Origin of the sequence: Lysobacter stagni (assembly GCF_030053425.1) — a bacterium.
GTDB lineage: Bacteria > Pseudomonadota > Gammaproteobacteria > Xanthomonadales > Xanthomonadaceae > Lysobacter_J > Lysobacter_J stagni.
Map to the genome: position 1 here is coordinate 2,751,320 of NZ_JASGBI010000001.1, position 20,362 is coordinate 2,771,681.

The 20,362-nt window shown below is 67.4% G+C and carries 19 protein-coding genes; 16 read left to right on the forward strand and 3 right to left on the reverse strand.

Features of this window, described 5'->3' with window-relative positions:
• Positions 1–3: 3 nt before the first annotated feature.
• From QLQ15_RS12725 to QLQ15_RS12750, 6 genes are all read left to right on the forward strand, one after another.
• Positions 4–972 (forward strand): MraY family glycosyltransferase, encoded by a 969-nt coding sequence (locus QLQ15_RS12725; RefSeq protein WP_283213137.1) that lies wholly within the window; start codon positions 4–6, stop codon positions 970–972.
• 25 nt (positions 973–997) lie between these two features.
• Entirely contained in the window at positions 998–2,908 is a 1,911-nt protein-coding gene (locus QLQ15_RS12730) for a polysaccharide biosynthesis protein (RefSeq protein ID WP_283213138.1), read from the forward strand.
• Positions 2,908–3,807 (forward strand): UTP--glucose-1-phosphate uridylyltransferase GalU, encoded by a 900-nt coding sequence (gene galU / locus QLQ15_RS12735; RefSeq protein WP_283213139.1) that lies wholly within the window; start codon positions 2,908–2,910, stop codon positions 3,805–3,807. The genes QLQ15_RS12730 and galU overlap by 1 nt, the downstream gene beginning before the upstream one ends.
• A gap of 90 nt (positions 3,808–3,897) precedes the next feature.
• Positions 3,898–5,199: an NAD(P)/FAD-dependent oxidoreductase gene (locus QLQ15_RS12740; RefSeq protein WP_283213140.1), complete on the forward strand. Its 1,302-nt coding sequence runs from the start codon at positions 3,898–3,900 to the stop codon at positions 5,197–5,199.
• Positions 5,196–5,537 (forward strand): tRNA-binding protein, encoded by a 342-nt coding sequence (locus tag QLQ15_RS12745; protein WP_283213141.1) that lies wholly within the window; start codon positions 5,196–5,198, stop codon positions 5,535–5,537. The genes QLQ15_RS12740 and QLQ15_RS12745 overlap by 4 nt, the downstream gene beginning before the upstream one ends.
• Positions 5,538–5,636: 99 nt before the next feature.
• Positions 5,637–5,846, forward strand: a complete 210-nt coding sequence (locus QLQ15_RS12750) for a hypothetical protein (RefSeq protein WP_283213142.1) — start codon at positions 5,637–5,639, stop codon at positions 5,844–5,846.
• 72 nt (positions 5,847–5,918) lie between these two features.
• On the opposite strand, the gene QLQ15_RS12755 is transcribed toward QLQ15_RS12750, so the two are convergent.
• From QLQ15_RS12755 to QLQ15_RS12765, 3 genes are read right to left on the reverse strand one after another with little or no spacing between them, the layout of a single operon-like run.
• On the reverse strand, positions 5,919–7,127 hold the full coding sequence (locus QLQ15_RS12755; protein ID WP_283213143.1) for an acetyl-CoA C-acyltransferase: 1,209 nt from the start codon (positions 7,125–7,127) through the stop codon (positions 5,919–5,921).
• A 26-nt stretch (positions 7,128–7,153) separates the two neighbouring features.
• Positions 7,154–9,529, reverse strand: a complete 2,376-nt coding sequence (locus tag QLQ15_RS12760) for a 3-hydroxyacyl-CoA dehydrogenase/enoyl-CoA hydratase family protein (RefSeq protein WP_283213144.1) — start codon at positions 9,527–9,529, stop codon at positions 7,154–7,156.
• A 35-nt stretch (positions 9,530–9,564) separates the two neighbouring features.
• Entirely contained in the window at positions 9,565–10,185 is a 621-nt protein-coding gene (locus QLQ15_RS12765; RefSeq protein WP_283213145.1) for a TetR/AcrR family transcriptional regulator, read from the reverse strand.
• A 215-nt stretch (positions 10,186–10,400) separates the two neighbouring features.
• On the opposite strand from QLQ15_RS12765, the gene ndk reads away from it, so the two are divergent.
• The 10 genes from ndk (at position 10,401) to moeB (ending at position 20,356) form a co-directional block, all read left to right on the forward strand.
• The gene (ndk, locus tag QLQ15_RS12770) at positions 10,401–10,826 is read left to right on the forward strand and encodes a nucleoside-diphosphate kinase (protein ID WP_283213146.1); all 426 of its coding nucleotides are present in this window, start codon (positions 10,401–10,403) and stop codon (positions 10,824–10,826) included.
• Positions 10,827–10,845: 19 nt separating this feature from the next.
• Positions 10,846–12,114, forward strand: a complete 1,269-nt coding sequence (rlmN, locus tag QLQ15_RS12775) for a dual-specificity RNA methyltransferase RlmN (RefSeq protein ID WP_283213147.1) — start codon at positions 10,846–10,848, stop codon at positions 12,112–12,114.
• Positions 12,111–12,947: a type IV pilus biogenesis/stability protein PilW gene (gene pilW / locus QLQ15_RS12780; protein ID WP_283213148.1), complete on the forward strand. Its 837-nt coding sequence runs from the start codon at positions 12,111–12,113 to the stop codon at positions 12,945–12,947. Before rlmN ends, pilW begins: the two co-directional genes overlap by 4 nt.
• Positions 12,947–13,759, forward strand: coding sequence for a helix-turn-helix domain-containing protein (locus QLQ15_RS12785; protein WP_283213149.1), 813 nt, complete (start codon positions 12,947–12,949; stop codon positions 13,757–13,759). The genes pilW and QLQ15_RS12785 overlap by 1 nt, the downstream gene beginning before the upstream one ends.
• A gap of 101 nt (positions 13,760–13,860) precedes the next feature.
• Positions 13,861–14,490 carry a YfgM family protein gene (locus tag QLQ15_RS12790; RefSeq protein ID WP_283213150.1) on the forward strand — a complete coding sequence of 210 codons (630 nt, stop codon included), beginning with the start codon at positions 13,861–13,863 and terminating at the stop codon, positions 14,488–14,490.
• Positions 14,490–15,689 carry an outer membrane protein assembly factor BamB gene (gene bamB, locus QLQ15_RS12795; protein WP_283213151.1) on the forward strand — a complete coding sequence of 400 codons (1,200 nt, stop codon included), beginning with the start codon at positions 14,490–14,492 and terminating at the stop codon, positions 15,687–15,689. Before QLQ15_RS12790 ends, bamB begins: the two co-directional genes overlap by 1 nt.
• Before the next feature lie 201 nt (positions 15,690–15,890).
• Entirely contained in the window at positions 15,891–17,291 is a 1,401-nt protein-coding gene (gene der / locus QLQ15_RS12800; protein ID WP_283213152.1) for a ribosome biogenesis GTPase Der, read from the forward strand.
• Positions 17,292–17,392: 101 nt separating this feature from the next.
• Positions 17,393–17,971, forward strand: a complete 579-nt coding sequence (mobA, locus tag QLQ15_RS12805; protein WP_283213153.1) for a molybdenum cofactor guanylyltransferase — start codon at positions 17,393–17,395, stop codon at positions 17,969–17,971.
• The gene (locus QLQ15_RS12810) at positions 17,968–19,191 is read left to right on the forward strand and encodes a molybdopterin molybdotransferase MoeA (RefSeq protein ID WP_283213154.1); all 1,224 of its coding nucleotides are present in this window, start codon (positions 17,968–17,970) and stop codon (positions 19,189–19,191) included. The genes mobA and QLQ15_RS12810 overlap by 4 nt, the downstream gene beginning before the upstream one ends.
• Before the next feature lie 28 nt (positions 19,192–19,219).
• Positions 19,220–20,356 (forward strand): molybdopterin-synthase adenylyltransferase MoeB, encoded by a 1,137-nt coding sequence (gene moeB, locus QLQ15_RS12815; RefSeq protein WP_283213155.1) that lies wholly within the window; start codon positions 19,220–19,222, stop codon positions 20,354–20,356.
• Positions 20,357–20,362 lie beyond the last annotated feature (6 nt).

Below are 20,362 nucleotides of genomic sequence, written 5' to 3' on the forward strand. Positions count from 1 at the left end.
CCGATGCTCGAATGGCTGGTGGTGTACGTCTGCATGGGCGTGGCGGGCACGTGGCTGGCCCGCCGCTATGCCTTGCATCGCGCGTTGATCGACCAACCCGGAGAGCGTCGCAGCCATAGCGTGGCGACGCCGCGCGGTGGCGGGATCTCGATCGTGATCGCGCTGCTGGTGGCGACCGTCGCACTGGGAATCCGCCAGCCCACGCAGGCACCGTTGCTGTTGGCTTTCGGTACGGGTCTGCTGCTCGTGGCCGGCATCGGCTGGATCGATGACCACCGCCCGCTGTCGCCCTGGTGGCGGTTGGCCGTGCACGTGCTGGCGGCGGGGCTGTTCGCACTTGCCGTGGGCGATCTCCACTCATCCTTCACATGGGCGGTGTGCGCGTTCGTCGCGACACTGGTACTGACGAACGTCTGGAACTTCATGGACGGGATCGATGGGCTGGCGGCGAGCCAGGCCCTGCTGGCCGCGGTGGGCCTCAGCGCCTGGGCGGGCGGGGCGTGGGGGTGGCTGGCGCTGGCCCTCGCGGCGGCATGCGCGGGGTTCCTGCCTTTCAATTTTCCCCGTGCCCGCATCTTCATGGGTGACGTCGGCAGTGGCGCGCTGGGCTATGCCCTGGGCGCACTGGTGGCGGTGTCAGCAGTCCGCCTTGAGGGACGGGCCGCGCTCGTCCTGTTGCCCGTTTCGGTCTTCCTGGTCGACGCCACCCTCACCCTTGCGCGGCGAATATTGCGTGGCGAACGGTGGTGGTCCCCGCATACCCAGCATGCCTATCAGGCATGGGCCCGTCGTGCAGGTCACATATCGGTGACTGTTGCCTATGCACTGGTTTCGCTTGTAGTCATAATTTGCGCGTGGGCGCTGGCTTTCCGCGGCGGCGCCTTCATCACCGGTATCACGATCGCGTGGTATACGTGCTGCACTTTTTTCTGGCTGGGCCTGCAAAAGAAGTACGCGGGCGCAGTCTCCTGAGCAGTGGTCGGACGAGGGGCATGGAATGAGCTCATGGCGTGATCGTGTCAAAGGCGGATTGCCGCGCGTCGCGGTGGTCCTGCACGATCTCGGCATGGTCTGGCTCGTCTGGCAGGCGTTGCACCGGTTGCGTTGGGGCATGGAACCCAATGCGCCGAACGTACCGCTCTGGTCGGCCGAGATCGCCCTGGTGCTGGCCGCGCAAGGTCTGGTGTTCTGGCAGGTCGGCTTGTATCGCGGTCTGTGGCGTTTCGCTGGCGTGCCGGACCTGTGGAACATCCTCAAGGCGTCCGTGCTGGGCCTGTTCGCCATCGTGCTAGGCCTGTTCCTCTACAACCGCCTGGGCACAGTGCCGCGCACGGTGCTGGTGCTGTATCCGCTCGTGCTGATGGGCATGCTCGGCGCTCCGCGCCTGCTGTACCGCGCATGGAAGGACAGCCGCGTCGATTCGGCGCACAAGTCGTCGGTGCGTATCCTGATCCTCGGCGCGGGCCATGCCGGCGAAGCATTGGTCCGCGACCTGCGTCGTTCCGGTACGTACCAGCCTGTCGGTTTCCTTGACGATGCGCTGCGCCTTCGCGGTACGAAGGTGCAGGGCGTGCCCGTGCTGGGCCGCGTGCAGGACGTGGCGGAAATCGCACGCGAGACCGCCGCCAAACTGCTGGTCATTGCCATGCCCTCGGCCGATGCCAATGCGCTGCAGCGCGTGGTCGTCGCCTGCGAACGCACGGGCTTGCCGTTCCGCATGGTGCCCAAGCTGCAGGATGTGATGGAAGGTCGTTCGCTGCCGGGCGAACTGAAGGAAGTCGCCATCGAGGACCTGCTTGGCCGCAAGCCGGTCATGCCCGACTGGAAGTCCATCCGTGCCTGGCTCGGTGCGCGCTCGGTCCTCGTCACCGGTTCCGGTGGTTCGATCGGTTCGGAACTGTGTCGCCAGTGCGCCCGTCATGGCGCGCGCCGCATCGCGCTCATCGAGATCGACGAGCTCGCGCTGACCACCACCGAAGCGGCGCTGCGTCGCGACTTCCCCGATCTGGAATACATCGCCATCCTCGGCGATTGCGGCGATCCGGCCGTGATCAAGTACGCGCTTGAGCGCGCCGAGCCCGACGCCGTGTTCCATGCGGCCGCTTACAAGCAGGTGCCGTTGCTCGAACTGCAGTTGCGCGAAGCCGTGCGAAACAATGCATTGGCCACCGAAACCGTCGCACGCGCCTGTCGCGATGCGGGCGTCGGCACGTTCGTGCTGATTTCCACCGACAAGGCGGTCGATCCGGTCAACGTGCTGGGCGCCACCAAGCGACTGGCGGAGATGGCCTGCCAGGCGCTGGCCGACCATCGCTCCACGCGCTTCGTCACGGTGCGTTTCGGCAACGTGCTCGATTCGGCCGGCAGCGTGGTGCCGCTGTTTCGCGAGCAGATCCGCGCCGGTGGGCCGGTGACCGTGACCGACCCCGAGGTCACGCGCTTCTTCATGACCATTCCCGAGGCCTGCCAGCTCATCCTGCAGGCATCGGCCATCGGCACGCACGAGGCCATCTACACGCTCGACATGGGCGAGCCGGTGCCGATCCGCCTGCTTGCCGAACAGATGATCCGTCTGGCGGGCAAGCATCCCGGACGCGACATCGCCATCGTGTACACAGGCCTGCGGCCGGGCGAGAAGCTGCACGAGACACTGTTCCACGCGGACGAGCGCTACCGCCGCACTGCGCATCCCAAAATCCTGCAGGCCGAACCGCGCGACGTGTCGACCGCGCACATCGACAACGCCATCGGCCAATTGCGCGAAGCCAGTGGTCGCTACGATCTCGAAGCCCTTGGCCACCTGTTGCGGATGGCCGTGCCGGAGTTCGAGCCGGTCGGTGCACATCCCGATTACAAGGAATCGGCCACGGTGGTCGCATTCCCCGCCCGTAACGCCAGGAAGGTTTGATGTCGCAGCGCATTCGCAAGGCCGTTTTCCCGGTTGCAGGACTCGGTACCCGGTTCCTTCCCGCAACCAAGACCGTTCCGAAGGAAATGCTGCCGATCATCGATCGGCCGCTGATCCAGTACGCCGTCGATGAGGCCATCGAAGCCGGCTGCGACACGCTGGTGTTCGTGACCAACCGTTACAAGCACGCGGTGGCGGACTATTTCGACAAGGCCTACGAGCTCGAGCAGAAACTGGAGCGCAGCGGCAAGACCGAACAGCTGGAGCTGGTGCGAAACGTGCTGCCCGAGGGCGTGCGCGCGGTGTTCGTCACCCAGGCCGAAGCGCTGGGACTCGGGCACGCGGTGCTGTGCGCGAAGGCGGTCATTGGCGACGAGCCTTTCGCCGTGGTGCTACCGGACGACCTCATCTGGAATCGCGGCCCGGGCGCGCTCAAGCAGATGGCCGATGCCGCCGAAGCCTCCGGCGCCAGCATGATCGCCGTGCAGGACGTGCCCCGCGAGCAGACCGCGAGCTACGGCATCGTCGCGACGGATGCGTTCCAGTCCCGTCAGGGTCGGATCCGCGCGATCGTCGAGAAGCCCCAGCCCGAAGTGGCGCCGAGCAATCTGGCTGTGGTGGGTCGCTACGTGCTGAACCCGCGCATCTTCTCGCTGCTGGAATCGACCCGACCCGGCGCGGGCGGCGAGATCCAGCTGACCGACGCGATCGCCGCGCTGCTGGAAGAAGAGGCCGTCAACGCCTACCGCTTCCAGGGCACGCGCTTCGACTGCGGCACGCACATCGGCTTGATCGAGGCCACCATCCGCTACGCGCTGGACCACGAAAAGCTCAGCGATTCCGCGCGCCAGCTGATGCAGAACGCACTGTCCGAACTGGGCGTCGAAGAGCTGGGCTGATCGCGCGCAGCGCGATGGAGCACCGCCAGACTGGCCGCTAGACTGTTCCGATCGTGACGGCCACCGGCCGTCGCCTGCGGATGTCGACACATGGCGGGTCTGGATTCCAATTACTACGTAGTGACCACGCCCGACCGCGGCGTGGGCGAAGGGTCGCTGCGCGGTGCGCGCAGCGCCAGCGTGTGCGTGGTGGGCGGAGGGTTCGCCGGTCTGAACACCGCGCTGGGCCTGGCCGAACGCGGCGTTCGCGATGTCGTTCTGCTGGAATCCGAGCGTGTCGGTTTCGGCGCCTCCGGGCGCAACGGCGGTTTCGTGTTCGGCGGTTTCTCGCGCGGCGAAGACAGCCTGCTGCGCGAACTGGGCCCCGAGCGTGCGCGCCGGCTGTACGCGGGCACAACTTCCGCCGTTGAGCTGATCCGCGAAAGAACGGATCGCCATCGCATCGACTGCGATCGCGTCGACGCCGGCATCATCTGGGCGAACTGGTTCCGGGATCCGCACGTCCTGCGCGAACGCCAGCGCCTGTTGGCCGACAACTTCGGTACGCACTGGCGGTGGATGCCGGCGCAGGAGCTGCGCGGGCTCGTTCGCAGCACGCGCTACCACGATGCGTTGTTCGAACCCCAGGCGTTCCACTTCCATCCATTGAAGTACGCGCGCGGTATCGCCGAAGCCGCCATCGCGCAGGGCGTCGCGATCCACGAACGCAGTCCCGCCATCGGCCTGGAACGCGACGGCACGGGGTGGCGCGTGCGTACTGCCAATGGCGTGGTCGAGGCGGAGCAGGTGGTGCTGGCGTGCGGCGGTTATCTGGCGGGTCTGCGCGCACAGGTCGACCGAGGCGTGTTGCCGATCGCGACCTACGTGATGGTCAGCGAACCGTTGGGTGCGCGGATGGATGAGATCCTGCATACACGCGCCGCGGTCTACGACACGCGCTTCGCGTTCGACTACTACCGCCCGCTGCCGGACACGCGCCTGTTGTGGGGCGGTCGCATCTCCGTGCTGGATCGTTCAGCGGCAGAGGTGGAGCGGCTGCTGTTTCGCGACATGCTCAAAGTCTTTCCGCAGCTGGACGGCGTACGCATCGAGCACGCATGGTCGGGCCTGATGAGCTACGCGCGGCACCAGATGCCGCAGATCGGCCAGATCGACGCGGGGCTGTGGTTGGCACAGGCCTTCGGCGGGCATGGCGTGGCGCCGACCACGTTCGCGGGCGAGTGCCTGGCCAGCGCCATCGCCGAGGGCGACACGCGCTGGCGCGAGTTCGCCGACTATGGGCTGGTGTCCGCGATGAAACCCGCCGGTTTCGTCGGCGCACAGCTGAGCTATTGGTGGGCGGAATTCAAGGACGCGTGGAAGGATCGGATGGAACAGGCGAGGGCAGCATGAGCGAACACGGCACGATCAGCTGGGGCGATTTCGAGAAGGTGCTGATCTGCGCCGGCACGGTGCAGCGCGTGGAGGAATTCCCGGAAGCGCGCAAACCGGCGTGGAAGCTGTGGGTGGACTTCGGCCCGCACGGGGTTCGCAAGACCAGCGCGCAGGTCAAACATCTGTACGGTGCGCAGGATCTGGTCGGGCGGCAGATCGTCGGCGTCCTCAATTTTCCGCCCAAGCAGGTCGGCCCGTTCGAGTCGGAGTTCCTGCTGACGGGATTCCCCACCGACGAGGGCGTCGTCATCACTACGGTGGAGCGCCCCGTACCCAATGGGACGCGGTTGGCGTAAGGCGGATTACCGGCGCGTAATGCGGCGGAAAGGCGCGCGCAAGGCGGGCGTGCGCAGGATGGGGTCTCCGTCCTGACGGACATTCACGGAGAACGCGCCATGGCACTTTCCCCCAGGATCCCGCTCGCCGTCGCGCTGCTGTCGCTGGCCTTCGGTGCGGTCGCCGCACCCGCACCGACCGCGTCGACGTCCAAGCCCGCGGCAACGCAGTGCCGCGACAAGAGCGGCAAGTTCGTGGCGTGCCCGCACCCGCAGAAGGCCAAGGCCTGCCGCGATGCCAAGGGCAAGTTCGTCGCCTGCCCGAAGTAGCGCGACGCGTGGCACGCCATCAACGACGAAGGCGGCCCTGGGGCCGCCTTCGTTCTGTCCGGGACGTGGACCTTACAGCGCTTCGAAGATGCCGGCCGCGCCCATGCCGGTGCCGATGCACATCGTCACCATGCCGTACTTCTGCTGGCGGCGACGCAGGCCGTGCACGATGGTCGCGGTGCGGATCGCACCGGTCGCACCGAGCGGGTGGCCCAACGCGATGGCGCCGCCCAGCGGATTGACCTTGGACGGGTCCAGGTCGCTGTCGCGGATCACGGCCAGCGCCTGTGCGGCGAAGGCTTCGTTGAGTTCGATCCAGTCCAGCTGGTCCTTGGTCAGGCCGGCCTGCCGGAGCGCCTTGGGAATCGCGGCGATCGGACCGATGCCCATCACTTCCGGCCGCACGCCGGCGACCGAGAAGCTGACGAAGCGGGCCAGCGGCGTCAGGCCGTAATCCTTCACCGCCTGGCCGGAAGCCAGCAGCACCGCCGCGGCGCCATCGCTCATCTGCGAGCTGTTGCCCGCGGTGACCGTGCCGCCGAACTGGGCGTTGCGGAACACCGGCTTCAGCTTGGCCAGGCCTTCGATGGAGGAATCCGGACGCGGGCCTTCGTCGATCTCGACGATCGACTTCTTCACGCGCACCGCATTGCCGGCGAGGTCCGGGATGCGCGAGATCACTTCGTACGGCGAGATCTCGCTCCTGAATTCACCGGCCTGGATCGCGGCAATGGCCTTCTGGTGCGAGGCCATCGCGAAGGCGTCCTGGTCCTCGCGCGAGACCTTCCATTCCTCGGCGACCTTCTCGGCGGTGATGCCCATGCCGTAGGCGATGGCGACGTTCTCGTCCTTGGCGAACACCTGCGGGCTCAGCGCGACCTTGTTGCCCATCATCGGCACCATCGACATCGACTCGGTGCCGCCGGCCAGCATCAGGTCGGCGTTGCCCAGGCGGATCTGGTCGGCGGCCATGGCGACGGCCTGCAGACCCGAGGAGCAGAAACGATTGATGGTCTGCGCGGCGATGGTGTTGGGCAGGCCGGCCAGCAGCGCGCCGATGCGCGCCACGTTCATGCCTTGCTCGCCCTCGGGCATGGCGCAGCCGATGATGGCGTCGTCGATGCGGTTGACGTCGATGCCCGGCGCCTGCGCGACCACGGCCTTCAGCACGTGGGCGAGCATTTCGTCGGGACGGGTGTTGCGGAACACGCCGCGCGGCGCCTTGCCGACCGGAGTGCGGGTGGCGGCGACGATGTAGGCGTCTTGAACTTGCTTGGTCATGGTTCTGTGTCCTGTGTCGTCGTCGCTTAGTTGCGCAGCGGCTTGCCGGTCTTGAGCATGTGCGCGATGCGTTCCTGCGTCTTGGGCATCTGCGCCAGGGCGACGAAGTGTTCGCGTTCGAGCTTGAGCAGCCATTCCTCGTCGACGAGGGCGCCACGATCGACCTCGCCGCCACACAGCACGGTGGCGATGCGCGACGCTATCTCGTAGTCGTGCGGCGAGATGAAGCGGCCTTCCAGCATGTTCACCAGCATCATCTTGAAGGTGGCGATGCCGACGTCGCCGGCGACCTGGATGCGGCGGGCGGGCAGGGGCGGACGGTAGCCGGATTCGGCCAGTGCGCGCGCCTGCGCCTTCGCCACGTGCAGCAGTTCGAAGGCGTTGAACACGACGGCGTCGTTGTCGCGGGCCAGCTTCAGCTCTCGCGCTTCGAAGGCGGATGCCGAGACCTTGCCCATCGCCACGCTTTCGAACGCGGTCTTGAGCTGCGCGAACACGTCGCCGCCGGGGCCGGCGGCCTCGGATGCACGCACCGCGAATTCCTTCAGGCCGCCGCCGGCCGGCAGCAGGCCCACGCCCGCTTCGACCAGGCCGATGTAGCTTTCCAGTGCGAACACGGACTTGGCCGCGTGCATCTGGAACTCGCAACCACCGCCCAGCGCGAGGCCGCGCACGGCCGCGACAACCGGCACCAGCGCGTACTTGATGCGCTGGCTGGTGGCCTGGAAGTTGGCGACCATGGCCTCGAAGCCCTTCACGTCGCCGGCCTGCAGCAGGCCAAGCGCGCCGGCGAGATCCGCGCCCGCGGAGAACGGTTCCTTCGGCTGCCAGATCACCAGGCCGGCGAAGTCGCGCTCGGCGATGCCGATGGCTTCCTGCAGACCGTTGAGCACGTGGTCGTTGACCGTGTGCATCTTGGTCTTGAAGCTGACCACGGCGATGTCGTCGCCCTCGTCGGCCCACATGCGGATGCCTTCGTTCTCGAAGACGGTGCGGCCCTGGCTGAAGCTTTCACCCAGCAGCGGGTCCGGGAAGCGCTGGCGTGCGTAGACCGGATTGGACGAGCGCGGCACCTGCGCCTTGCGCGCGGGGCTGTAGCTGCCGTCCTTGTCGTGCACGCCGGCGCGGCCGTCGAACACCCAGTCCGGCAGCGGCGCGCTGCTCATCGCCTTGCCGGCGACGATGTCCTCGGCGATCCAGTCGGCGACCTGCTTCCAGCCGGCGGCCTGCCAGCTTTCGAACGGACCCAGCGACCAGCCGTAGCCCCAGCGCATCGCGAAGTCGATGTCGCGTGCGGTCTCGGCGATCGATTCCAGGTGGTAGGCGCTGTAGTGGAACGTGTCGCGGAAGATCGCCCACAGGAACTGCGCCTGCGGGTTCGAACTGGCGCGCAGTGCGGCGAACTTCTTCGCCGGGTCCCGTTCCTTCAGCAGCGCGGCGACTTCGGCGTCGGGCTCGCCGGCCGAAGCGCGGTAGTCCTGTGCCTTGAGGTCGAGCACCAGGATGTCCTTGCCGCGCTTGGTGTACACGCCGGCGCCGGTCTTCTGGCCCAGCGCGCCCTTTTCGATCAGCGCCGCCAGCCACTTGGGCGCCTTGAAGAATGCGTGCCACGGGTCGTCGGGCAGGGTGTCGGCCATCGTCTTGATGACGTGCGCCATGGTGTCCAGGCCGACCACGTCCGCGGTGCGGAACGTCGCCGACTTCGGTCGGCCGATCGCCGGGCCGGTCAGCGCATCGACGGTGTCGAAGCCCAGGCCGAACTCTTCGGTGTGGTGCATGCCGGCCAGCATCGAGAACACACCGATGCGGTTGCCGATGAAGTTCGGCGTGTCCTTGGCGATCACCACGCCCTTGCCAAGCGCGGTGGTCAGGAAGGTTTCCAGCGCGGTGAGGACGTCGGCGTCGGTGGTCCTGGCCGGGATCAGCTCCGCCAGGTGCATGTAGCGCGGCGGGTTGAAGAAGTGCACGCCGCAGAAGCGATGGCGCAGTTGTTCGGGCAGCACTTCGGCCAGCTTGTTGATGCCCAGGCCCGACGTGTTGCTGGCCAGGATGCAGTGCTCCGGCACGAACGGCGCGATCTTCTTGTAGAGGTCCTGCTTCCAGTCCATCCGCTCGGCGATGGCCTCGATGATCAGGTCGCAGTCGCGCAGCTGTTCCAGGCCGGTCTCGTAGTTGGCCGGGGTGATGCGCTCGGCCAGCGTCTTGCTGGCGAGCGGGGCAGGGCTGAGCTTGCCCAGGTTCGCGATGGCCTTGGCGACGATGCCGTTCGGGTCGCCTTCCTTGGCCGGAAGGTCGAACAGCACGGTGTCCACACCGGCATTGGTCAGGTGGGCGGCGATCTGCGCGCCCATCACGCCGGCGCCGAGCACGGCGACTCGCCGTGCAAGCAGTTTCTTAGACATTTTACTCAAGTCCTTGTTTTAACAAGAAGTCAGAATCAACTTTTGAAGCCGGCGGCCGCGAAGCGGATGAGTTCGCGCGCGGCACGTTCACGATGCGCCGCCTCGGTGACACCGGCGGGTCGCTTGATCAGGCCGAAATCGGCCATGGCGTAGGTCAGTGCGCCGGCCAGGAAGTCCAGGCGCCAGTAAAGCTCTTCTTTCGTCAGCCCGGGCACGCAGCCGGCGATGGCCTTGGCGAAGTCGCGCAGCACGTGGCCGTAGTGGTCGGAGAGGAACTTGCGCAGGCGGTCGTTCTTCTCGGCGTACGCGCGGGCCACGACGCGCACGAATGCGCCGCCGCCGTGGCGGTCCTGGGCCATCGCCAGGGCCGGTTGCACGAAGGCGGCCAGGATCGGCTCCAGCTCGCCAGGGTGCTGTTCCAGGGCGGCCTTGAGGGCGCCCAGGCGCTGCGCGCTCATGTCGTCCATGCGGCGGCGGAACACCTCGTTGACGAGGTTTTCCTTGCTGCCGAAGTGGTAGTTGACCGCAGCGATGTTGACGTCGGCGCGGCTGGTGACTTGCCGGAGGGAAGTGCCGGTGAATCCGAACTGTGCGAACAGTTCCTCGGCGGCGCCAAGGATGCGGTCCTTGGTGGAGAAGTGGGCGGTAGTGGCCATGGGTCCTGCTGGGCTGAATCAAACGCTTGTTTGATGCTATGCCGGGTGCCCTGAACCGTCAATGGAATCTTCAGGCCAGACGGTGCAAATCGTGTGGGCATTCCGCTAGAATTACCGGAGCCTTGTTGGCTAAACCCGCGTCCTGACGCGGGTTTTTCTGTTATCCTCGGGCGTGAACCTGGTGGTTCAGACGCCCGCCTACCCGGAGAGAATCCATGGCGCTCGAGCGCACCCTGTCCATCATCAAGCCCGACGCCGTCGCCAAGAACGTCATCGGCGAGATCTACTCCCGTTTCGAGAAGTCCGGCCTCAAGGTCGTCGCTTCGAAGATGAAGCAGCTGTCGAAGCAGGAAGCCGAAGGTTTCTACGCCGTGCACCGTGAGCGTCCGTTCTTCAGCGCGCTCGTCGAGTTCATGATCTCCGGCCCGGTGATGATCCAGGTGCTCGAAGGCGAAGGCGCGGTGCTGAAGAACCGTGACCTGATGGGCGCCACCAATCCGAAGGACGCAGCGCCGGGCACGATCCGCGCCGACTTCGCCGACAGCATCGACGCCAACGCCGTGCACGGTTCCGACAGCCTGGAGAACGCCGCGATCGAAGTCGCGTACTTCTTCCCGGCCACCGACGTGTACGCCCGCTGAGGACGACACAGGCAACGCCATGACCACGCAACGCGACACCATCGAACTCCAGCTCGCCGACGCGAACCTTGCGGCGTCGACGGAGTCGGCCGCGCGCGTGGAAGCGGGCGTTGCCGCCAAGAGCGCGGTCGAGGGTGCGAAGACGAATCTCTTCGACCTCGATCGCGTTTCGCTCGAGCGGTTCTTCGAGGAATCGCTCGGCGAGAAGAAGTTCCGTGCGCATCAGGTGATGAAGTGGATCCATCACCGTTACGTCACCAACTTCAGCGAGATGACCGACCTGGGCAAGGCGCTGCGCGCCAAGCTCGAGCAGCACGCCGAAGTCCGCGTGCCGCAGGTCCTGTTCGACAAGGCCTCCACCGACGGCACGCACAAGTGGCTGCTCGGCATGGACCCGAAGAACGCTATCGAGACCGTCTACATCCCCGACAAGGGGCGCGGCACGCTGTGCGTGTCGTCGCAGGTGGGCTGCGCGCTCAACTGCCAGTTCTGCTCGACCGCGACGCAGGGCTTCAACCGCAATCTGTCGACCGCCGAGATCATCGGTCAGGTCTGGGTGGCGGCGCGCCATCTGGGCAATGTCCCGCACCAGCAACGCCGCCTCACCAACGTGGTGATGATGGGCATGGGCGAGCCGCTGGCGAATTTCGACAACGTCGTGCGCGCGATGAGCATCATGCGCGACGATCTGGGCTATGGCCTGGCCAACAAGCGCGTCACCCTGTCCACTGCCGGCATGGTCCCCATGATCGACCGCCTGGCGCTGGAGAGCGACGTGTCGCTCGCCGTGTCGTTGCATGCACCCAACGACGAGCTGCGCAGCGAGCTGGTGCCGCTCAACAAGAAGTACCCCATCGAACAGCTGATGGACGCGTGCGTGCGTTACGCGCTGCGCAAGCGCGGCACCTCGGTCACGTTCGAGTACACGCTCATGAAGGGCGTGAACGACCAGCCGCAACACGCGCGTGGGCTGCTGCGTCTGATGCGCCAGTTCGACAACGCCGTGCAGATGAAGGACGCGGCGAAGGTCAACCTCATCCCGTTCAACCCGTTCCCCGGCACGCGTTTCGAGCGACCGGACGACGCGGCCATCCGCTCGTTCCAGAAACTGCTCAACGACGCCGGCATGATTGCCCCGGTGCGCCGCACGCGTGGCGACGACATCGATGCGGCCTGTGGCCAGTTGAAAGGCCAGGTCATGGACCGCACGCGCCGGCAGGCCGATTTCCGGCGACACCTGCAGGAGCAGGGGCTGGGCGACGAGGCCGCATACGACTGCCAGCCATGAACCTCCGCGGCCGCCCGCTGATCCTTGTTGCCACGATCGTCCTGGCGGTCGCGACGCTTGCGACCGGTGCGTGCAGCCGACTCACCTTCGTGAGGCAGGACTTCAGCCGCGAAGGCTACGAGCGCACTTCGCCCGAGGTCGACGTCAGCGGCAAACCGGGCAACCGCAACGCATCCGAAGCCATGAAGCACCTTCAGCTGGCCCAGGTGCGGCTGATGAGCGGCGACATCGACACCGCCGAACGCGAGGCGAACAAGGCCCTCAAGCTCGATCCCGCGTCGGCCGATGCACACACGGTCCTGGCCGCCGCCGCGGCCCGCCGTGGCGCCCCGGCCGAAGCCGGCCGTCATTACCTTCGCGCCACCGAGCTGGCACCCGGCAACGGTGCGCTGGCCAACAACTATGGCGTCTGGCTGTGCGGGCAGGGGCAGCCGGCCGAGTCGCTGGTCTGGTTCGAACGCGCCCTGGCCGACGCCCGCTATGGCACCCCGGCGCTCGCGCTGGCCAATTCCGGCACCTGCGCCATGCGTGCCGGCCAGGATGTCCGTGCCGGGCGCGAACTGCGCAAGGCCATCGGCCTGGATCCCAACAACGCCCAAGCCTTGGGCGCCCTGGCCGAACTCGAGTTCCGCAAGGGCAATGCCTTCGAAGCCCGGGCTTTCTCGGAGCGCCGCCTGGCGGCAGCTCCGGCGGACCGCAACGCGTTGCAGCTTGCGTCACAAATCGAAGAAAAACTCGGCGACACGGCAGCCGCCGCAAGATACGTTCAGCGAATGAGGGCGGAGTTCCCGCAGACGCGAGGCTCCGGCATGGGGGATGACGGTACGCGATGATGTACTCGAACGAAGCCGCGCCTGAAATGGGCGCCAGTTGCGGCGTGCGCCTGAAGCAGGCCCGCGAGAAGGCGGGGCTGTCGCAGGAAGATGTCGCTGCAAGTCTGAAAATTCCGGTGCGGGTCATCCGCCAGCTCGAGTCGGGGGACCCGAGCCAGCTGGGTGCGCCCGTCTTCGTCCGCGGCCAGATGCGCAGCTATGCGCGCCTGCTCGGCGTGACGCTGGAGGACGAGATGGGCTATGGCGCTTCGCCCGTAGCGCCCTCGGTGCTCGTCAGTCACACGCACACGCCACGCGTGCGCCGTGTGTTCGAACAGGCCACGCGCCGCGCCATCTACATCGTGCTGACGGCGGCCATCGCCGTGCCGATCTGGATGGCCTCCAAGCAGCAACTGAGCAAGCCGCGCGAAGTGGAGTCGCTTGAGGTCGCCACGGCGGCAACGGGTTCGACCGCCACGCCGAGCGCGCCGTCCGCGACGACCGCTACGGCAACCAACCACCGCACGCCGCTGGTCGCATCGATGGCGACGCTTCCCGCCGCGACCCAATCGGCCCTGTCGTTGAACTTCACCGGCAACAGCTGGGTGGAAGTGCGCAGTGCCGACGGCCGCGTGCTCGAAAGCGGCGAACTCGGGGCGGGGCAGCAGCGCAGCTACTCAGCCAACGAAGTCTCCCGGGTGGTGCTCGGCAACTCGTCCGTGGTGGAGGTCCGCCAGGCAGGTCGCACGGTCGATCTGACACCGTTCAGCCGAGCGAACGTCGCCCGCTTTACGCTATCCTCTGACGGTTCCCTCACGCCGGTCTCCGACTGACCTGCGTTGAGTGATTCCCCGGCACCGGCCTGCCTTGCGGGCCGGTGTTCCTCATTGGGTTCCCGCATAACCGCGGGGCGACAGAGCATGGCAGCCCACGAATGGCGTTAGACGATCTTCTCGACGAGCACGAACAAAGCGAACGTGTCCTGCAGTGGCTGCGCAACAACGGCGCTGGCCTGATCGGCGGCATCGCCCTGGGCCTGGCGGCCATCGGCGGCTGGAAGTGGTGGGAACACCGCGGCGAAGCACAGCGCATGGACCAGGCCACCCAGTACCAAGCCGCCGTCGACGCCGTCGAGGCGAAGGACAAGCAGGCCGAGGCGAAAGTTCGGGCGCTGGGTGAGGGCACTTACCGTGCGCTGGCCTCGCTGGAGCTGGCCCGTTCGCAGGTCGAAGCCAAGCAGTACGACGCCGCGATCGCCACGCTGCGCAGCATCCATACCGACGACGCTGCCATCACCGGCATCGCCAACCAGCGCCTTGCCCGTCTGCTGATCGAAGCCAAGCAGGCCGATGCCGCGCTGAAGCTGGTCGCCAATGCCAGCACCGCCTCTGCCCTGGAAGTGCGTGGCGACGCGCAGTTCGCCCTGGGCCAGCTGGAGCAGGCGCGTACGTCGTATTCGCAGGCCCTGGCCAAGCTCGACGTGGCCTCGCCGCAGCGCCGCCTGATCGAACTCAAGCTCACTGAAGTCGGCGGCACGCCCGCCAAACCCGAGGGCAAGTCCTGATGAATCACCGCTCGATGCTGCTGCGTTCCTCCCTGGTGTTGCTGTGCGCGGCCTCGCTGGCTGGCTGCTCCACCGTCAAGGGCTGGTTCGGCGGTGACAAGAAGAAGGACGATGGCAAGCCGACCGATCCGGTCGAGCTGGTCAAGATCACCCCGACGGTGACGGTCTCCAAGATCTGGTCGGCCAACGCGGGCAAGGGCGAGGGTCGCATGGGCCTGCGCCAGGGCCCGGTCGTGGCGGATGGTCGCGTGTTCGCGGCCGCCGTCGAAGGCGGCGTGCACGCTTTCGACCTGCAGACCGGCAAGCAGATCTGGGAATACCGCCCGGACAAGAAGGCCAACGTGCAGATCTCCGGTGGCCCCGGCGTGGGCGACGGCCTGGTCGTGGTCGGTGGCCTCGATGGCCAGGTGATCGCGCTGGACGCCAGCACCGGCGAGGAGAAGTGGCAGGCGAAGGTGCCCAACGAGGTGATCGCCGCCCCGTCCATCGGCATGAACATGGTGTTCGTGCGTTCCAACGATGGCCGTGTGACCGCGCTGGACGCCGCCACCGGCGAACGTCGCTGGTTCTGGGTGCAGGACGTGCCGATGCTCTCCGTGCGCGGCAACGATTCCCCGGTGCTCGGTCCGGGCTTCGTCTTTGTCGGCAGCGATGACGGCACCGTCTCCGCACTGTCGGCGACCGACGGCCGCCCGCTGTGGGAAATCCCGGTGGCACAGCCGGAAGGCCGTACGGAACTGGACCGCATGTCCGACATCGACGGCTCGCCGGTGCTGGAAGGCACCACGCTGTTCGTCAGCAGCTTCAAGAAGACCACCATGGCCATCGACGCCCCCAGCGGCCGTCCGATGTGGTCCTCCGAGCATGGCGGCCCGGGCCGCCTCGGCGTGGGCTCCGAACGCCTGGTCGTGACGGATCCGACCGGTCTGGTGTTCGGCCTGGACAAGGCCGGCGGCAGCGCCATGTGGCAGCAGGACGGCCTGGCCCGTCGCAACGTCACCGGCGCCGCGATCCAGGGCGATTACGCCATCGTCGGCGACTTCGACGGTTACGTGCACTGGCTCAAGCTCGAGGACGGGTCGTTCGCCGCGCGTGAGCGCGTCGGCGGCAAGGCGCTGCGTGCGGCGCCCGTGGTTGCCGACGGCATCGCCATCGTCCAGAACGTCGGCGGCGAGCTGACCGCCTTCCGCCTGCAGTAATTCGCTGGCGCGCAGTACCCCGGAACGGCCCGGCACCTTGCCCGGGCCGTTTCCCTTTTGCGGGCCGGGCAGTCATCATTTGCATCGCCCCGGCGCCCCGGCCCGCCTTTGCGGGCGCGACGGCCGACCGGCCGGACCGGCTTTCACGTCGCCCCTGCGATGCTGGTCCCGCGACTCCTTCCACTTCTTCCGGCTTCCACCATGCTCCCGCTCGTTGCCCTCGTTGGTCGCCCCAACGTTGGAAAATCCACCCTGTTCAATGCGCTGACGCGCAGCCGCGACGCCCTGGTCCACGACCAGCCCGGTGTCACGCGTGATCGCAACTACGGCGTGGTCCGGCCCGAGGACAAGCGTCCCTTCGCGCTGGTGGACACCGGCGGCATCGCCGGCGAAGACGAAGGCCTGGCCGGCGCCACCGCGCGCCAGGCGCGTGCGGCGGCCGAGGAAGCCGACCTGGTCCTGTTCGTGGTCGATGGCCGCGAAGGCGCCTCCGCGCTGGACGACGACATCCTCGCCTGGCTGCGCAAGTCCGCGCGCCCGGCGATGCTGGTGGTCAACAAGACCGACGGCCTCGATGCGCAGGCGTGCATCAACGAGTTCGCCCGCTACGGCATCACCGACGTCATCGCGGTGTCGTCGGCGCACCGCCAGGGCATCGACACGCTCATCGACCGCGTGCTGGGGCGTGTGCCCGAAGAGGGCGCCGCAACCGAACTCGATGCCGACCCCGCGCGCATCCGCGTGGCGTTCATCGGCCGCCCCAACGTGGGCAAGTCGACGCTGGTCAACCGCCTCCTCGGCGAAGAACGCATGATCGCGTCCGAAGTCCCGGGCACCACCCGCGACTCGGTCTCCATCGACATGGAACGCGACGGACGCCTGTACCGCCTGATCGACACCGCCGGTCTGCGCCGCAAGGCGCGCGTGGAGGAGGCGGTCGAGAAGTTTTCCATCGTGAAGACGCTGCAGGCGATCGAGCAGTGCCAGGTTGCGGTCGTGCTGCTGGATGCCAGCGAGGGCATCACCGATCAGGACGCGACCGTGCTGGGCCATGCGCTCGATGCCGGCCGCGCGCTCGTGGTCGCGGTGAACAAGTGGGACGGCCTGACCGACTACCAGCGCCAGCAGGCCGAGGCGCTGCTGACGCGCAAGCTCGGTTTCGTCGAATGGGCCGAAGCGGTGCGCATCAGTGCCAAGCACGGCTCGGGCCTGCGTGAGCTTTTCCGTGCGATCCACCGCGCGCATGCCTCGGCCACGCACGAGTTCAGCACCAGCGAAGTGAACAAGGCGCTGGAAATCGCCTACGAAACCAACCCGCCGCCGACCGTCCGCGGCCACGTGGCCAAGCTGCGCTATGCGCACCCGGCGGCCAACAATCCGCCCACCTTCGTCGTGCATGGCACGCGCCTGCGCACGCTGGGCGATACGTACAAGCGCTATCTGGAGAACTTCTTCCGCAAGCGCTTCAAGCTGGTTGGTACGCCGGTGCGCTTCGTGTTCAAGGAAGGCACCAACCCGTACGAAGGCAAGAAGAACGTACTGACCGAGCGTCAGGTCGCGAAGAAGCGGCGCATGATCCGGCACGTGAAACGCGGGAAGTAAGCGTTCCATCCGTCGGGGGCAGGCACGCCGGGAATGGCGAAGGCTGGATTCCGTCCGTGGAAGTGACGAAGCAGTCCAGCCCTGCGCCGTACACTGTCGCCATGATCCCGACCCCGTCCGATATCACCCTCGGCATCCTCGCCGGTGGCAGGGCGACGCGACTGGGCGGCCTGGACAAGGCGTGGCTCGAACGCGACGGCGTGGCGCAGGTATTGCGCTGGCAGCGGCGTTTCGCGCATGAGGTCGACACGATTCTGGTGAGCGCCAATCGCGATCTTCATCGCTATCGCGCCGCCGGCCTGCACGTCGTCGTGGATCGCAGCGAGCGCGACATCGGTCCGATTGCGGGCCTGGACGCACTGGCCGCGGCGTGCGCGACACCGTGGATGCTCACGCTGCCGGTCGACCTGGTCGGCGTCAACGAATGCCTGCTGCCCACGCTGGCGTCTACCGCCGGTGACGCCGGCGCATTCGCCATCGACGACGATGGCCCGCAGCCGCTGGTCGCGCTGTGGCGCGCGGCCCCGCTGCGCGATGCGATGGACGATGCGCTTGCCGGCAGCGGCGCGATCCATGCGCTGCAGCACGCGCTTGGCATGGCGTCCGTTCGCCTGGCGGGCGTACGCTTCGGCAACCTCAACACACCCGACGACCTGGCCAACGCCGGGATCACGACATGACGAACCGCGAATTCCCCACCGGCCTTTCCTACGACGACGCCATCGCCATCGTGCGCCAGGTGGCCGCCGAACACCGGCTGGAGACGGAAACGCTGCCGTTGTCGCGCACGCATGGTCGCATCCTGGCCGTGGACGTCGACGCGCCGATGGCGTTGCCGCCGTTCGACAACAGCGCCATGGACGGATTCGCCGTTCGCCATGTCGATCTGTCCACGGATGAAACGGCGCTGCGCGTGGTTGGCGAGCAGTTCGCGGGACGCGCGCGCGACATCACGGTGGGCGAGGGCGAATGCGTGCGCATCACCACCGGCGCGCCGATGCCGGCCGGCGCGGACACCGTCGTCATCAAGGAAAACACCCGTGATGACGACGAACGCATCGTCGTGCTGCAAGCGCCCGCATACGACGCCAACGTGCGCCACGCCGGTGAAGACGTCGCCGCGGGTGAACGCGTGCTCCATGCAGGTTCGCGCCTCACGCCGGCGCGCGTGTCGCTGGCGGCCTCGCTGGGTCTGGCTTCGCTGCCGGTGTCGCGTCGCCCGACGGTGGCGGTCTTCAGCAGCGGCGATGAACTGGTGGAACCCGGTCTCGCGCTCGCGCCGGGCGAGATCCACGACAGCAACCGCGAGCTGTTGATGGGTCTGCTGCGCGCCGAGGGCCTGGAGCCCACCGCGTGGCCGCGGCTGCCGGACGATCCGAAGCGGGTCGAGATAGCGCTGCGCGATGCGGGCTGCGCGTTCGATCTGATCGTCACCTGCGGTGCGGTGTCCGCCGGCGAGAAGGACCACATTCCCGCGGTGATCGAGCGGTTCGGTCAGGTGCATTTCTGGAAAGTCCGGATGAAGCCCGGCATGCCGGTGCTGTTCGGCAGTCTGGACCAGGCGCGCGTGCTGGCGCTGCCGGGCAATCCGGTGTCGGTCTTCGCCACGTTCCTGGGCTTCGGACGTGCCCTTATCGACGCCCTGCAGGGACGCACCGAACCGCGCCCGGTGGAGCGGGCGCAACTGGTCGCGCCAATCGACAAGTCGCATGCGCGCCGCGAGTTCATGCGTGCCCAGGTGTTCTGCGATGAACGTGGCGTGCTGCACGCCGATCCCAATCCGGCGGTCGGGTCGCACCGGCTGCGCGCGGTGAGCGACTCCAACGCACTGATCGTGATCCCGGATGGACCGCAGCGTCTCGCGGCTGGCGCCGTCGTGGAGGTCCTGCGTTACGCCTGAGTCGGGCCATAGGCGCGATAATCCCGCCATGGACATCCAAACGCCCATCGAGCTCATCGACCCGGCCGAGGCCCTGCGTCGCCAGCGAGCGGGAGCCGTCATCGTCGACGTGCGCGAGACGCACGAGCGCGCCACCGGCTTTGCCGCGGGTGCGCTGGGCATCGCCAAGGCCGAGCTGGAAGCGGACCCGGGCGCCGTGTTGCCCGATCGCGACGCCACCGTGCTGCTGATCTGCCAGTCGGGCAAACGCTCGCTCTCCGCGGCCGAGGCATTGCGCGCGGCTGGGTATCGCCGCGTGGTATCGATCGAAGGCGGCACCACGCGCTGGATCGCCGAAGGCCTGCCCGTCGAACGCGATGAGGCGAACTTCGACTTCTACGACCGCTACTCACGCCACCTGCGGCTGCCGGAAGTGGGCGAGGCCGGGCAGCGCCGGCTGCAGGCCGCGCGCATCGCGATGGTGGGCGCGGGAGGCCTGGGTTCCCCGGCCGCGTTCTACCTCGCGGCGGCCGGCGTGGGCACGCTGGTGCTGGCCGATGACGACATCGTCGATCGCAGCAACCTGCAGCGTCAGATCCTGCACACCGAGCAGCGTATCGGCGTGCCGAAGGTGGAGTCGGCGCGCATCGCGCTGGCCGCGCTCAATCCGACCGTGGCCATCGAGGCTTTCCCGGAGCGCATCACCGCCGACAACGTCGAGCGCTTGATCGAAGGTGCCGACGTGGTGATCGACGGCGCCGACAACTTCCCGGTGCGTTACCTGCTCAACGACGCCTGCGTGAAGCTCGGCAAGCCGCTGGTGTACGGCGCGGTGCATCGCTTCGAAGGGCAGGTGAGCGTGTTCGACGCGGGCCGGCAGCGCGGCCATGCGCCGTGCTATCGCTGCCTGTTTCCCGAACCGCCCCCGCCGGAAGCCGCACCGAACTGCGCGGAAGCCGGCGTGCTGGGCGTGCTTCCCGGCGTGATCGGCCTGTTGCAGGCCACCGAGGCGATCAAGCTGGTTCTCGGTCTCGGCGAGCCGCTCACCGGGCGCCTGTTGCATTTCGACGCGCTGGGCATGCGTTTTCGCGAAACGCGGTTGTCGGCCGATCCGGAGTGCCCCGTGTGCGCGGCCGGTCGCGCATTCCCGGGCTACATCGACTACGTGCGCTTCTGCGCGGCGTAGTCGCCT

Excerpts from the sequence above, each read along its gene's own strand:
- QLQ15_RS12725 (WP_283213137.1), top strand. The coding sequence starts at position 4 with ATGCTCGAATGGCTGGTGGTGTACGTCTGCATGGGCGTGGCGGGCACG.
- QLQ15_RS12730 (WP_283213138.1), top strand. The coding sequence starts at position 998 with ATGAGCTCATGGCGTGATCGTGTCAAAGGCGGATTGCCGCGCGTCGCG.
- galU (WP_283213139.1), top strand. The coding sequence starts at position 2,908 with ATGTCGCAGCGCATTCGCAAGGCCGTTTTCCCGGTTGCAGGACTCGGT.
- QLQ15_RS12740 (WP_283213140.1), top strand. The coding sequence starts at position 3,898 with ATGGCGGGTCTGGATTCCAATTACTACGTAGTGACCACGCCCGACCGC.
- QLQ15_RS12745 (WP_283213141.1), top strand. The coding sequence starts at position 5,196 with ATGAGCGAACACGGCACGATCAGCTGGGGCGATTTCGAGAAGGTGCTG.
- QLQ15_RS12750 (WP_283213142.1), top strand. The coding sequence starts at position 5,637 with ATGGCACTTTCCCCCAGGATCCCGCTCGCCGTCGCGCTGCTGTCGCTG.
- QLQ15_RS12755 (WP_283213143.1), bottom strand. The coding sequence starts at position 7,127 with ATGACCAAGCAAGTTCAAGACGCCTACATCGTCGCCGCCACCCGCACT.
- QLQ15_RS12760 (WP_283213144.1), bottom strand. The coding sequence starts at position 9,529 with ATGTCTAAGAAACTGCTTGCACGGCGAGTCGCCGTGCTCGGCGCCGGC.
- QLQ15_RS12765 (WP_283213145.1), bottom strand. The coding sequence starts at position 10,185 with ATGGCCACTACCGCCCACTTCTCCACCAAGGACCGCATCCTTGGCGCC.
- ndk (WP_283213146.1), top strand. The coding sequence starts at position 10,401 with ATGGCGCTCGAGCGCACCCTGTCCATCATCAAGCCCGACGCCGTCGCC.
- rlmN (WP_283213147.1), top strand. The coding sequence starts at position 10,846 with ATGACCACGCAACGCGACACCATCGAACTCCAGCTCGCCGACGCGAAC.
- pilW (WP_283213148.1), top strand. The coding sequence starts at position 12,111 with ATGAACCTCCGCGGCCGCCCGCTGATCCTTGTTGCCACGATCGTCCTG.
- QLQ15_RS12785 (WP_283213149.1), top strand. The coding sequence starts at position 12,947 with ATGTACTCGAACGAAGCCGCGCCTGAAATGGGCGCCAGTTGCGGCGTG.
- QLQ15_RS12790 (WP_283213150.1), top strand. The coding sequence starts at position 13,861 with ATGGCGTTAGACGATCTTCTCGACGAGCACGAACAAAGCGAACGTGTC.
- bamB (WP_283213151.1), top strand. The coding sequence starts at position 14,490 with ATGAATCACCGCTCGATGCTGCTGCGTTCCTCCCTGGTGTTGCTGTGC.
- der (WP_283213152.1), top strand. The coding sequence starts at position 15,891 with ATGCTCCCGCTCGTTGCCCTCGTTGGTCGCCCCAACGTTGGAAAATCC.
- mobA (WP_283213153.1), top strand. The coding sequence starts at position 17,393 with ATGATCCCGACCCCGTCCGATATCACCCTCGGCATCCTCGCCGGTGGC.
- QLQ15_RS12810 (WP_283213154.1), top strand. The coding sequence starts at position 17,968 with ATGACGAACCGCGAATTCCCCACCGGCCTTTCCTACGACGACGCCATC.
- moeB (WP_283213155.1), top strand. The coding sequence starts at position 19,220 with ATGGACATCCAAACGCCCATCGAGCTCATCGACCCGGCCGAGGCCCTG.